This window comes from Clostridium sp. FP2 (assembly GCF_011065955.2).
Lineage (GTDB): Bacteria > Bacillota > Clostridia > Clostridiales > Clostridiaceae > Clostridium_AD > Clostridium_AD tagluense.
This window is the reverse complement of record NZ_JAAMNI020000001.1, coordinates 1920801-1934658: the sequence shown is the minus strand read 5'-3', so window position 1 is coordinate 1934658 and position 13858 is coordinate 1920801. Positions and strand designations below refer to the sequence as shown.

General features: G+C 32.3%; 14 protein-coding genes. 2 read left to right on the top strand and 12 right to left on the bottom strand.

The window, feature by feature from the left end; genetic code table 11:
* Window positions 1-94: 94 nt before the first annotated feature.
* Window positions 95-571 (bottom strand): YbaK/EbsC family protein, encoded by a 477-nt coding sequence (locus G9F71_RS09185; RefSeq protein ID WP_164948953.1) that lies wholly within the window; start codon window positions 569-571, stop codon window positions 95-97.
* A 251-nt stretch (window positions 572-822) separates the two neighbouring features.
* Here G9F71_RS09185 and G9F71_RS09180 point away from each other — a divergent pair, with 251 nt between their 5' ends.
* Window positions 823-1155 carry a helix-turn-helix transcriptional regulator gene (locus G9F71_RS09180; protein ID WP_309559715.1) on the top strand — a complete coding sequence of 111 codons (333 nt, stop codon included), beginning with the start codon at window positions 823-825 and terminating at the stop codon, window positions 1153-1155.
* A gap of 31 nt (window positions 1156-1186) precedes the next feature.
* On the top strand, window positions 1187-2698 hold the full coding sequence (locus G9F71_RS09175; protein WP_411956130.1) for a DUF1538 domain-containing protein: 1512 nt from the start codon (window positions 1187-1189) through the stop codon (window positions 2696-2698).
* 96 nt (window positions 2699-2794) lie between these two features.
* On the opposite strand, the gene G9F71_RS09170 is transcribed toward G9F71_RS09175, so the two are convergent.
* The 11 genes from G9F71_RS09170 to G9F71_RS09120 form a co-directional block, all read right to left on the bottom strand.
* A complete protein-coding gene (locus G9F71_RS09170; protein WP_164948951.1) occupies window positions 2795-3817 on the bottom strand; it encodes an aldose 1-epimerase in 1023 nt (340 codons plus the stop codon).
* A gap of 27 nt (window positions 3818-3844) precedes the next feature.
* A complete protein-coding gene (locus tag G9F71_RS09165) occupies window positions 3845-5245 on the bottom strand; it encodes a diguanylate cyclase domain-containing protein (RefSeq protein ID WP_224626273.1) in 1401 nt (466 codons plus the stop codon).
* 275 nt (window positions 5246-5520) lie between these two features.
* The gene (locus tag G9F71_RS09160) at window positions 5521-6087 is read right to left on the bottom strand and encodes an HD domain-containing protein (protein WP_164948949.1); all 567 of its coding nucleotides are present in this window, start codon (window positions 6085-6087) and stop codon (window positions 5521-5523) included.
* A 345-nt stretch (window positions 6088-6432) separates the two neighbouring features.
* Entirely contained in the window at window positions 6433-7137 is a 705-nt protein-coding gene (locus G9F71_RS09155; protein WP_164948948.1) for an MIP/aquaporin family protein, read from the bottom strand.
* Between the two features lie 45 nt (window positions 7138-7182).
* The gene (gene glpK / locus G9F71_RS09150) at window positions 7183-8673 is read right to left on the bottom strand and encodes a glycerol kinase GlpK (RefSeq protein WP_164948947.1); all 1491 of its coding nucleotides are present in this window, start codon (window positions 8671-8673) and stop codon (window positions 7183-7185) included.
* 315 nt (window positions 8674-8988) lie between these two features.
* Window positions 8989-9552, bottom strand: coding sequence for a rhomboid family intramembrane serine protease (locus G9F71_RS09145; RefSeq protein ID WP_164948946.1), 564 nt, complete (start codon window positions 9550-9552; stop codon window positions 8989-8991).
* Between the two features lie 225 nt (window positions 9553-9777).
* Complete coding sequence (locus G9F71_RS09140) at window positions 9778-9945, bottom strand: hypothetical protein (RefSeq protein ID WP_164948945.1); 168 nt, start codon at window positions 9943-9945, stop codon at window positions 9778-9780.
* 115 nt (window positions 9946-10060) lie between these two features.
* Window positions 10061-10645, bottom strand: a complete 585-nt coding sequence (locus G9F71_RS09135; RefSeq protein ID WP_164949023.1) for a CDP-alcohol phosphatidyltransferase family protein — start codon at window positions 10643-10645, stop codon at window positions 10061-10063.
* A gap of 160 nt (window positions 10646-10805) precedes the next feature.
* Window positions 10806-11942 (bottom strand): (Fe-S)-binding protein, encoded by a 1137-nt coding sequence (locus G9F71_RS09130; protein ID WP_164948944.1) that lies wholly within the window; start codon window positions 11940-11942, stop codon window positions 10806-10808.
* 21 nt (window positions 11943-11963) lie between these two features.
* A complete protein-coding gene (locus G9F71_RS09125; protein WP_374197423.1) occupies window positions 11964-12632 on the bottom strand; it encodes a TVP38/TMEM64 family protein in 669 nt (222 codons plus the stop codon).
* 30 nt (window positions 12633-12662) lie between these two features.
* Window positions 12663-13631, bottom strand: a complete 969-nt coding sequence (locus G9F71_RS09120; RefSeq protein ID WP_164948943.1) for a sulfurtransferase — start codon at window positions 13629-13631, stop codon at window positions 12663-12665.
* Window positions 13632-13858 lie beyond the last annotated feature (227 nt).

The following is a 13858-nucleotide window of genomic DNA, read 5'->3' as shown; positions in this document are numbered from 1 at the left end:
TTTATCTCTTATTGCTGTTATTGTTTATTTACACATGTCTACAGCTTACATTATAGCATATATTTCACTTAAATATAAGAGGACTGAATTTATGTTATTTATCTTCCCAACCTTTACCAACATCTATCCACTTCTTGTTTTGTGAATATTTATGAAGTTCCTCGCAGGTAAGCTTAATGGCTGAATTGCTACTTCCACAAGCTGGATAAACAGTAACAAATCGCTTAAGAGATTTGTCTAAAAATACAGGTATATCATTTTCTAAACCAAAAGGGCAAACTCCACCTACTGCATGTCCCGTATATTGGAGGGTTTCATCCGGGGTTAACATCTTTGCTTTAAAACCAAATTCATCCTTGAATTTTCTATTATCTGTTTTTGTATCACCTGCTGTAACTATTAGCATAGCTCCTTCTCCATTTTTAAAACAAATAGTCTTAGCAATTCTTGCAGGTTCTACACCTATTGATTGGGCTGCAAGTTCAACAGTAGCACTGGATGTTACAAATTCTAAAATATCTTTATCCTTGCCCCATTTTTTAAAATACTCTTGAACACTATCTATAGCCATAATTCATCATCCTTTCACTTTATTGTGTGATTTAAATTCAACCTATGTTATTCTTTAATCCCATTATAGTCTATATTCATTAATATTACTGAATAATTCACTATAAGCCTTCTTTACATTTTTTATTAAATATATGCTTTACTAATTTTTCCGAATAATTTGTAACCTATTGGCACCAAATTGTAATAGTATTGTTGCCTTAAGGTTACAAAAATGTTATACTATATATATATTATATAAACGGAGGTATTATGTTGAGCGATATTGGGAAATTTATTCTTGAGCATAGAACTACAAGAAACTTATCTAGTCGTAAGCTAGCTCTAATGGCAAACATAAGTCATACTGAGATACATAGACTTGAAAATGGAGAAAGAAAGAATCCCTCACCACTGGTATTAAAATACATAGCTAATGCTCTAGATTTACCCTATGAAGATATTATGAGAGCTGCAGGTTATATGGATATTGCCTCTCCTGCTCCCGCTACTTCTACACGTCTTTCTGGCATTGATGATTTAACAGACCAAGAGATAGAAGAAGTAAATAATTTTATTGAATTTTTGCATATTAAACGTAAATAATTAACAACCTAAATTCTAGTTTTTAAACTTTATGAATGGACGTGATGTATATTTGAATATCCTTATTAAAAAATTTAAAGAAGTTTTATTTTCTGTACTCCCTATTACTTTAATAGTATTACTATTAAATTTTACAATCATTCCTCTTGAAACACATCTAATACTTAGATTTCTATTAGGTACTATTTTTATAGTATTTGGGTTATCTATGTTCTTACTTGGTGTTGATACTGGAGTTACCCCTATTGGTACTTTAATGGGAAGTTCTCTTGCTAAAAACGGTAAAGTACTGTTCTTAAGTATTTCCGGATTAATACTTGGTTTTTTTATTACAATCGCTGAACCCGATTTGCATATTCTTGCTAGCCAAGTTAGTAATGTAACATCAGGATTAATCACTAAACTTTCGATTTTAGTTATTGTCTCCATTGGTATTGCAATTATGCTATCTATAGGTTTATTAAGAATAGTTTATAATAAATCATTACATAAAATGTTAACTATAATATATTTGGTTATTTTTGTTCTATCTTTATTCACATCTTCCGAATTTTTAGCAATATCATTTGATGCTTCAGGTGCTACTACGGGCGCAATGACCGTTCCATTTATATTAGCTCTTGCCTTAGGAGTGTCTTCATTAAAAAAAGATGGTATAGCTTCTGAAGAAGATAGTTTTGGACTAGTGGCCATAGCATCTACAGGCGCTATTTTATCCGTTATTATTATGAGCATTATATCAACATCTGATAAAGTTACTGGTTCCCTAACAAATAGTACTGTCGGCTCAACCTCAATTATAAATCCGTTTATTGAAAAATTGCCAACTATGATAACTGAAGTTTTTTTCACTTTGATTCCATTATTATTATTGTTTCTTATATTCAATAAAATATCATTTAAGCTTTCAAAAAAATCTTTTTCAAATATATTAAAAGGTCTTTTATATTCTTATATTGGATTAGTCTTATTTTTAACAGGAGTAAATGCTGGTTTTATAGAAATTGGAAGGGTAGTAGGATACAGTGTTGCTTCCTTAAATAATAATTGGATTCTTATCCTTGTCGGTTTTATACTTGGATTAGTAGTAATATTAGCCGAGCCAGCTGTTCATGTACTCACTAATCAGATAGAAGCTGTAACCCATGGACATATAAAAAAGAATGTAGTAATTTTAACTCTTTCTATAGGAGTTGCTTTTGCAGTAGCATTATCAATGTTAAGAATAATTATACCTGAGATTCAGTTGTGGCATTTCCTTTTACCAGGATACACAATTTCAGTTATTATGTCATACTTTGTACCGAAGCTATTCGTAGGAATAGCATTTGACTCTGGGGGTGTTGCTTCTGGACCAATGACAGCCACTTTCATTTTAGCCTTTGCACAAGGCGCTGCTGACTCCATTGAAGGAGCCAACGTATTAATTGATGGATTTGGTATAATTGCCATGGTGGCTTTAACTCCATTAATTGCTTTGCAAGTTTTAGGTTTAATCTCTAAAAACAAAGGCAAAAAAGTAAGTACAAATGCAAAACAATAAAAAATTGAGACAAATTAGCATATAAATTAGCTTTTGCTATGATTTTGCTTAAATTTAAAAATGCACAGTTATTATCTGTGCATTTTTAAATTTAACTTATAAGTCTTCTATATATATCCTGCATTCCTCTCCCCAAGTCTCATTAGGTCGTAAGGTTTTAAATCCAGTTACGCTATCTTCTAAATTAATGTTTGGAGCATTTATTGCACAAGTTTGCGGCTCTACACAAACATAATTACTGCCCCCCAAATCATTCCAGATAACCATATGCTTGTAATCATTACCCATTTCATAAATTAGTCTTATTCCTTTAGAAGTATCCTCAATTATCGCTCCATGAAATTCCTTCCCATTTATATTTATATTTTTCATTATATAATGAGATTCTAGTTCCTTCTCTAGCGGGTTTATACCCTTATTTACATATTGCTTCTCATCTTCAGTTAGCTCTAAAATTTTTCCTGTAGGTAAGTTTCGTGCGTCTTGTTCCCACCTCTTATCTATTGATGCTATTAGTCTATAATCTTTCTCCACACTTTCTGGGTGAAAAGGTATGTTAAAAGCTGTGTGAAATCCTATTCCCATTGGCATTTTCTCATTGCTTAAATTAATAATACTTATTGTTTGCCTTAACCCACTACTTGAAAGATTATAAACTAATTTAAACTGAAATTCATGAGGGAAGTACTTATAAAATTCATGTTCTTTGTTAAAATCAAAAACAGCCTCTATTTCAACTTTTTTTCCCTGAATAATTTCACTTCTAGATATTTTCCATTTTTCATTTTTAATAAAACCATGAATATAATTATTAAGTTTAGGCTCATTTATTGGAAATTCATATATTCTATCTTCCATTTTAAAGGTCCCATCTTCTATTCTATTTGGCGGAAATAATACTGGCAACCCATAAACTTGAGGCGCTGCCTTAAAGACTTCAAAATCCAAATTGTTCACAGGAGTTCTAAGCAAGTTTAAGCCTCTTATAGAGTCCTTTAATTCTATGATATTAGCTCCAACATCGATTATCATTAATGCTTCATAGCCCCCTGCTGAAAATCGTATAGATTTATAACCTTTCCATATTTCTTCTTTTATTCTTGCAAGTTCATTTTCCATATTTACCATCTCCAATTTTATTTAACACTATGTTTGTGTCTTTTTTCTTTTCTTCTCTTCATACATGATATTGTCCGCTTTTGCAATCAAGTCATCCGATGTTGTATTTTCCTTTGAGAAAAAATTTACCGTACCAATGCTTACACCCATGTTATAGGGCTTCTGAAATTCATTTTGCTTTCGTTCTATGGAATTATTAATTCTTTCAATAATCATTGTCGACTTGTCTTCATCACAATTATTGAAAATGATGACTATTTCATCTCCACCATATCTAAATGCAAAATCATCTTGTCTCAGGTTTGCCTTAATGGCTTCCCCAATGGCAATAATGTACCAGTCACCTTCTTCATGCCCATAAGTATCATTAACATACTTAAGTGAATCAATATCACAAAAGGAAACAGCAATACTCTGCATTTCCATCTTGGATCTTTCAACTGCATTATCCATGATGATTCTACCGGAACGTCGATTTAAAAGTCCTGTTAATTCGTCCATAGTGGCATATTTTTTAAGGATTGCTTCTGAGTGTTTTTGCTTTGAAATATCCATCATACTGAGAATCATAGCTTGCGTGTTATGATAATAAATGTTGTTGGCAGAAACCAGCACTGCTTTTACGGAGTCCCCAGAAGTAATCATAGCTTCCTCATGAGCAAAGGCTTCACCCTCTACTATTTTCCTCACCAGGTCACCATGATTTTCTAGATTGTTTTCAAAATATTTCAAGAGATAATCAGAGTCGTCCTGCACACTAGAATTATTAGTAAACCGCTTGGCCAGAGAATTCATTTGCAATACTTTAAGGTCAGGCAACCTCATTAAAAACAATGCTGTAGGTGCAATCTCAAAAATTCTTTGAATATTGTCTTGTTTTTCACTTATTTCCTTAAAGGTATTGTCAATGCTTCGTTCTGCTGGCAAGAAAATGAATTTGACTTCTAGTACCAGCACCATAAAAGTAAAAATCATAAGAAAAATTTCAGTAGTTCGTATAACTGATATTTTGTTTTTAGCTTCATCATTATACTGAAAAACAATGGAGTCCATGAGCTGCAAAAAAGATTGCTCATTGTCTTTTATTACCCCCAAATTATAAGTAATATCTAGTTCGTTTTTATCACCTTGGACCATTATGTCTTTTGCAGCTTTTAAAATTTTCTGATAAAAGAAATCTACCTTATAGAAACGTGACATAATGTCAGTACTGTTGCGACCTGGAAGACCTAATTCCTTATCTCCATATAAGAGACCATTTTGAGAACGTTCCCATAAAGCGACGGAATTCTTGAGTTCGTCTAGATAATGAGTTCTTTCGGCTTCATCTTTAGCCTGGTTAAATCCGAATGCACACTTACTAATACGTTGGCTAAGCATCCGTTGCCTTCCAGCTATATTAATCACCGTAGAATCTCCTGATTTCAACTGTATGGTAACCTGTATGACAAACTGGCTAAGCAAAACCAAAAATGCAATGATAGAAAGAGCCACGATGTACCTTTTCCGAAGAATATTCCCAATTTTAGGCATAGAAATCTCTCCTTGTTCTTATTTTTAATATTTACCACCATTATATATTACAAAATATACTTTTCTAATATATAATTTTGAATTATTTTCAGTACAAATGAAAAAAACCAGTTGTGGTACTTTTCACACCCTAACCGGATTTTTTATACTATTCAATTGCCTTTATGACCTTACAAACCAAGCTTATCAGAAATTTTCAACATGGCATTTAAAGAAAGTTCTGCAAATTCTTCGAAGGGAATTCCTAAATTCACAATGGAATACATGGCTTCTCTATTGGCACTAGCAGCAAATCTTGTGTCTTTCATTCTTTTTACTATAGATTTTACTTTTACATTTGAGAGTTTTTTATCTGGATAGGCAAGCGCAATAGCCGTAATAAATCCAGTTATAGGGTCGCCAGCATAAGCTGCTGCATCCATTTTACTTACTATCTTCGTTCCATTTAACTGGTTATGTGCACATATTGCATGGTATATGCGTTCATTACCAAAGCCTTCTGTTTTTAATATCTCTACTGCAGTGGGGCCATGTAGTTCTGGATTTTTAAGCCAATCTATGGTTGTTTCATCTAAGTCATGCAATAGACCTGTTATTCCCCACTCGTCTTTGTTTTCAGGTTCTAATTTTTCAGCTAAAGCACCCATTACAGCTTCAACAGCATAACAATGAATGATTAATTTATCATTCTTCAAATGTTTAAGTAAAAGTTCTTCTGCCTTATCTCTGTCGCTCATGTTTATCATCCTTTCTTCTATGATTTTTTTAATACATTATATCACTAAATTTGCCTTTTTTCATTGTTTATTCTATATTCTGCTTATTTTTTCCTAGAAGAAATTTTGAATTCCCTCCAAACTTAGTGATCTAAAATTTTTCTAAATTTAATTCTCTTGCTATGGAGCATCTTATAACGCCCACTCCAATAATTATTACATCAAAGATTAATAAACCCTCCTCTTTTTTAAAAAAAAGAGCCTTAATTCAAGGTCATTTACACCTTAAATTAAGACTTTCCTAACTCTACCTCTTATTCTCTATCTAATTCTCCATTGCTTATTTTATTCTTACAATTGTATTATTTAAAATACAGCTACAAATGTCAATGCTGCTACTATTCCTCCACAAATTGGAGCTATTACTGGTATCCAAGCATATTTCCAATCTGAATCTCCCTTACCTGCTATAGGTAAAATAGCATGAGCTATACGTGGTCCTAAATCTCTTGCAGGATTAATTGCATAACCAGTGGTTCCACCTAGTGAAAGACCTATAACTAAAATAATAAGAGCTACTACAAATGGTCCAAAACCATCTGCCATTTTCGTATTACCTACTCCTAAAATACCAAATACTAATACAAATGTCCCAATAAATTCTGATATGAAATTTGCTGGTGTGTTACGAATTGCTGGTGCTGTACAAAATACTCCAAGTTTTAGACCCTTGTCTTTCGTTTCTGCCCAGTGTGGTAAATAATGCAACCACACTAGCGTTGCTCCGAGTATCGCTCCAATCATTTGTGCAATAATATAGATTGGAACATCTGCCCATGCAAATTTTCCAATTGCAGCAAATCCTAAAGTAACAGCCGGATTGAAATGTCCTCCACTTATTGGTCCAAAAATATAAGCAGATATACCAACAGCTAAAGCCCATCCCCATGTAATAACGATGTGTCCTGAATTTTGAGCTTTACTTTTGCTTAATAAAACACCTGCTACGACTCCATCTCCTAAAAGAATCAAAAGTGCAGTACCTAAAAGTTCCGCCATAAAATGTGACATTATATATACCCCCTATTCATATTTTTTATTATTTACTAGCTCTTACTATTCGAAATTTCCAGCTGATCTCTTAACAGCTGTATGCCAGCCCTTTAATAAATCCTCCCTCTTTTCTACTGTCATATTTGGTGTAAATGTTCTTGATATGGCCCAGTTTTCTGCTACTTCACCTTTGCTTTTCCAATATCCTACTGCAAGTCCTGCAAGATAGGCTGCACCTAGCGCAGTAGTTTCAATAACTTCTGGTCTATCTACTTGAACTCCTAAAATATCAGATTGGAACTGCATTAAGAAATTGTTTGCACAAGCTCCTCCATCTACTTTTAAGGCTTTAAGTGTAATTCCAGAATCTTCTTGCATTGCTTTTAAAACATCATTTGTTTGGTATGCAAGGGCTTCGAGAGTCGCTCTTATTAAATGTTCCTTCTTTGCTCCTCTTGTAAGACCTACTATTGTTCCTCTTGCATAAGGATCCCAATAGGGTGCTCCAAGTCCAACAAAAGCAGGAACTACATATACTCCATTTGTATCTTCTACTGCTTTAGCATATTCTTCAGAATCAGCAGCATTATTAATCATTCTAAGCTCATCCCTTAACCATTGTATTGCAGCTCCTGCTATAAATACACTGCCTTCAAGTGCATACTCTACTTTGTCGTCTATTCCCCAAGCAATAGTAGTAAGTAATCCCTTTGTGGATTCAATTGCTTTTTCTCCTGTATTCATAAGCATAAAGCATCCTGTACCATAAGTGTTTTTAGCTGTTCCTGGTTCATAGCAAGTTTGTCCAAACAATGCTGCTTGTTGATCTCCTGCAGCGCCTGCAATAGGTATTTCTCCTCCAAACAAGGTCACATCTGTATGTCCATAAACACAACTTGAAGGTTTAACTTCTGGAAGCATTGATTTTGGTATGTTTAATGTTTCTAAAATCTCTTCATCCCATTTTAATTCATGAATGTTAAAAAGTAATGTTCTTGAAGCATTAGAATAGTCTGTTACATAAGTTTTTCCTTTTGTTAAATTCCAGATTAACCATGTATCTATGTTACCAAATAATAAATTACCGGCCTGAGCCTCTGCTCTAGCTCCCTCTACATTGTCTAATATCCATTTTATTTTTGTCCCAGAGAAGTAAGCATCTAAAATTAATCCTGTTTTAGCTCTAACAACTTTATCAAATCCTTTTTCTCTTAATTCATCACAAGTACCAGCGGTTCTTCTGCATTGCCATACAATTGCGTTATATATTGGAACCCCTGTTCGCCTGTCCCAAACCACAGTTGTTTCTCTTTGATTTGTAATACCTATTGCTGCTATGTCAGACGCCGTAGCGTTGATTTTGGCCATTGCTTCTGTTGCAACACTAATTTGACTTGACCAAATTTCCATTGGATCGTGTTCTACCCAACCTGCTTTTGGGTAAATCTGAGTAAATTCCTTTTGAGCAGATGTTACGATAAGTCCTTTTTTATCAAATAATATACATCTTGAACTAGTTGTACCCTGATCTAGAGCCATTACATACTTAGCCATTAACAACACCCCTTTTTTAAATTAATTCTATCGAAACGTTTACATTGTATATATAAAAAACCGCATCTAATAAAGCATAACACTTTATAATAATGCGGCTCATTTTCTCTGCCATTTATTATATATCATTGTATTTAGTTGTATTATTATTGTAATCTTTTTCCACATGTTCTTACATTTCACTTTACAATATTTATATGTATGAAGTGATTCCATTATTCTTATTTACTAAAATTTATTTTAGGTATAATTGCCCTAAAAAAAAATAGCAAAACCTTATTACAAGTTTTTGCTATCATCTTTCTATATATTTTCTTAATGTTTAATCTTAAAGGCAAATAGTGCGCCAAAGCTTCCACCAATAATATGTGCAAATTGAGAGATATTATCTTGACTAAAAGCACCTCCATAAATTTCCCTACCAACGAATACAAAAAACACAATTATTAAAGTTAGTGGAATTTTCCCTTTTTCAGCATTTGTAAAGGAGCTTAGAATAATAAACATATAAACAATACCACTGGCACCCAAAAGAGCATTACCAGAGAAAATTATGTGTATTATGCCAGTAACAAAAGCTGTTACTAATATTAACCTCACTAAAACTTTTGAACCATATTTTTCTTCTAACATAGGTCCTGTTATTAAAATTATTATGAAGTTGCCTGAAAAATGAGCCCAATTAGCATGACCTAATATATAAGAAAAAAGTCTTACATATTGAAGTGGATCCCAAAAAGAGGTTCTATAATTTGAAAAAAGAAAGGAAGTCAAAGTACCATTTGTTAAATAACCTAGTAAATAGCTAGCAAGAGCTAAAAAAGTAAAAGTTAATATCACTGGTGAATTGTATTGTATTTTCTTTAATTTTGTAATCATTACATTCCCCCCATTTGAATTCATAATAAAAGAGTAATTTAAATTACTCTTTTATTATGAATATACTATTTAAATAAGTCAATAAGTAAGCTAAGTCATTCGACCTTAATATTTCCAATTTTGCATGTATTCTTAAGACAATTAATACCCTAGAAGCTTAAAATCTCCTAGGGTATTTTATAAAGCAAATTTATTTTGTTATATCTATAAAATATAAATTAATCACTAATCATTTATATAATCTGAAATATTTAAATTATATTCCTTTGCCAATTTAAGAAGGTCCGTCTCACTTGTACTTTCTACAGTCACAACTGGTGACTTATTTCCTAATATACCTACTTTATCCAATAAATCTTTTTTTAATTTTTTATAATCTATTTTATTCACCATCCTTCCAATTTACTCTTTTTATAATTTTATTTCTTTTATTATTAATAATATTCAATTACCTTAAATAATATATTCTATAATAAATGCTCAATCCCTTTATTTTTCGACAAATATTTTACTTTAAAATTCTTCTAGCCTCTATCAATCTCTGAAGTGCAGTTATTACAATTACTATTGAGAATATACTCGTTACTAATTGAAGATGCGTAGGTATCAAAATCATTAGGGTAAAAAATATGAACCCTTCTGTACGCTCTGCCACTCCCGCTTGATAATAGAAAGATTTACTTCCCTTATTTTGAGAAAGTGCACCTACTGTTAAAAAAACAGTCATAGATAATACTATTGCAGCTATTAAAAATAATAACTGCATCCTAGACTGTGGCTCTTTCAAGGCCATTGCTAAAATAATCCCCAGTTCAACTAACCGATCAAAAGTTATATCCATAAGTGTTCCCCAAGGAGTTGAAGTGTTACTAATTCTTGCCATTTCACCATCTACAGCATCAAGAAAACCTGATACCCATAAAAGTGTAACTGCAATTAAAGGCTTATCTGCATAAATAAATGCAAAGGGTAATAAGCCAATTATAAAGGCTATAATTGTTATGCTATTCGCTGTCATATTTAAGTTTAAAAAAATATTAGCTACACCCTTAAAAAGTGGACTTATATATTTCCTACCGTGAGTGTCTAACATTTTTATCAACCCTTTCTACTCTATAAATACTATTAGAGGTTGTTAACCTCTTATCTATTTTATACATTAAATCATCATCTGCGATGCTACAATTAAAGACTTCAGAAGGAGATTTAGACTCCCACTTATAGAAATGGGAGACTTTCCTTCTAAAATGTCATTAAAGTTTTTGAATTCTTCTTTTACCTTTATACCTATTCATCCACTTTTCAGCAGTATTACTTTTTTTTTGCTGAAAAATAAGATTTGAAAACATCTCTTCATTAAACATCAAATCCAATAAATGCACAGCATTTTTTTCTCCTATTGACAAAGATTCCGCGCAAGTTTGGCAGTAAGTTAATATATGGTCTGAGGGGGCATCTGCTGCTCTTTTACTCATATGCTCTGTTGCAAGCTTGTTATTAGTTACTCCTACCATAGCACCTGCTCCACAACATACTGTTTGCCCTTTGGAAAATTTAAATTCTTCCATTTTAATCCCCATTTTTTTTATAATTTCTCGAACTGCGCCCTGCGTATTGCCTTCATATCTTGTTGGGCACGGATCATGAAGACTAAATTTAATATCTACATTGTCATATTTATTTAGCAAACCGTCTGGGATAATACTTTCATTGATTTTCTCCCAAACCGTAGTAATTTTCAAATTAGGGCTATTCTTTTTTATACTTATAAAACAATTGGGACAAGTTGTAATTATTTCAGCTACCTTTAATTTTTGAATCTCATGGTCAAGTTGAGAATAATATTGTTTTAACCCCTTCTCATCTCCCATAGTATGAGTTGGATTCCCGCAACATTTCAAAATAATTTTTATTCCTGGTATAATATCTTGAAGATACTTATAAGTTTTCATAACCATTTCAGGACTATAAGACATAAGACTACATCCTGGAATAAATGCAGTTGAACTAACATCTTCTACTCCTTTTGAACTGGCTGAAAAAAGTCTTGAAAAACTATTTTTCTGATGAAATTTTACCACCTTATACCCTAATGGCATTATAGCTTTTTTATAGTTTTTAAAAGCATATCTTCGTAATTCTAAATAAAGCTCCTTTTGATTGATATCCCTGGGACATACCTCACTGCATAAATTGCATAGGTTGCAAGAATAGGGTATTTTTATATCTATTTCACGGTCTCTTATTATTTCACTGAAAAGTTCTTTAGGAGACGAGCAATATTCATCTAACATTATACAGTTTTTCATACACTTCTTGCAAGCAATACATTCCTTTGACATGGTATCTACTCGCTTTAAGATATCCTCACTTAAACTAATTTTCCTCATAGATAATCATCCTTTGCCTTGTTATTTGTTTTTTTCCTTATATATCTTTTTAATTAGCAACATTAATATGCTTACAGCAAATAAAGTTAAAAGTCCAAAAACCATCATTTTTGTTCCACCAGCTAGCATTCCACCAACATAAGAGTAAATAATTGTTGCAGGAAGTTGTCCAATACCAGTAGCTATAAAAAAAGACCAAAAACTCATGGATGTAAGTCCTGCTGCATAACTTACAATATCAAAGGATATGAAAGGAAGTAATCTAGCAATTAATATTGCATATTTACCATGTCTTTCAAAAAAATTATCAATACTTTTCAGGGCAAATTTGCTTGTTAATTTTTCTACGATGTCTCTACCGAGTAGCCTTGCAATGAAAAAGCATAATATTGCACCCACCATTGCACTACTCCAAGATAATAACGCTCCATTCACCCAGCCGAATAACCCTGCGTTAGCAAAGGTTATTATAAAAGCGGGTAATGGTGCAATAACGGATTGAAGTATCATTAAAATAAAGGATATAACTGGAGCCCATACGCCAAAGGATAAAATATATCCTTTAATAGCGTCAACATTTATCATACTTAGCATAAAAATCATTTCTTTTACAGGCTTCGTAAAAAGTAAAATTGTAATTGCTATAATTATAGCAATTTTTATGTAAGTTGATTTTTTAAATTGTTTCACTAGTTCTTTACCCCCTTTTAATGCTATATATTATTTTTCTACCTTTAAACTTGCATCCTTAGCCCAAGTATAAAAAGATTCATCATAATTTTTGACATTATTATATCCCATCATTCTGAGTGCTAAAGCTAAATGTGCTGATCTTATTCCTGCTGTACAATATGTTACTATTTCGTCTTCTTTATTTAAGCCAGCAGCTTTAAATATCGCCTCTATTTCCCCTGCACTTTTAAATGTTTTATCTTCCTTAAAAAGTGAATTAAAAGTTAGATTTATAGCTCCTGGAATATGTCCACCTCTTGCTTCACCAAATTTAACTGCTCCATTATACTCATCTTTTTCTCTACTATCCAGAATTTTAACCTTGCCAAGTTTAGCAGCTAATTCTTCAGTGTTAATAGTACCCGCCTTATTTGAATTTTCAACTTTAAATTTGCTTGCCACCGGAGCTGTTACCTCTTTTGAAACCTCATATTTGCTACTTTCCCAGAAATTAAATCCACCATTCAGCATTTTTGCATTTTCAATACCAGCCATTTTAAGCATCCATACAAATCTTCCGTCTTCACCCCAACCACTTTTATTATCAGCATAAATAACTATGGTTTTGGTTTTATCTACGCCTATAGCTGATAGTTTTTCTGAAAGTTTATCATCAGAAAGAACAACTCCCCATCCCTTGTCTCCGGGCTTTCCTTCCATGTTAGAAAATCCTTGCCAAGCAACATTTATTGCACCAGGAATATGTCCTTTTGCATAATCTTTATCTGATCTAGCATCTAAAATCAAAATATCTTTATTTTTCAAATTCTGTGATAACCATTTTGCATCAGTTATATAGCTACCATCAGCATAAGTCGCTTTTGTCTTTTCAGTTTGAGTAACCGCTGTTGTAGTTTTTTTCTCAGCAGTTTTATTTGTAGTGCAACCCACCAATAATGAACCTACCAGGATTGTTGATACTAATAATGATAAGAATTTTTTTGATCTTTTGTTCATAATTTATTTCCCCCTCTTTTGTTGTCTGGAGTTCAAAACAATTATATATTGTTTTGCTCCTATGTACTATAGGATCCAATTTTGCACAAAATATCAATTGCATAACTTATATTAACTACTGATAATTTATAAAATACTATGGAATTCCCCCGATAATTATATAACAAATGTATATTTTTTAAAAATAGATGCTATCTATAGATAGGTTGTTATCTATAGATAGCATC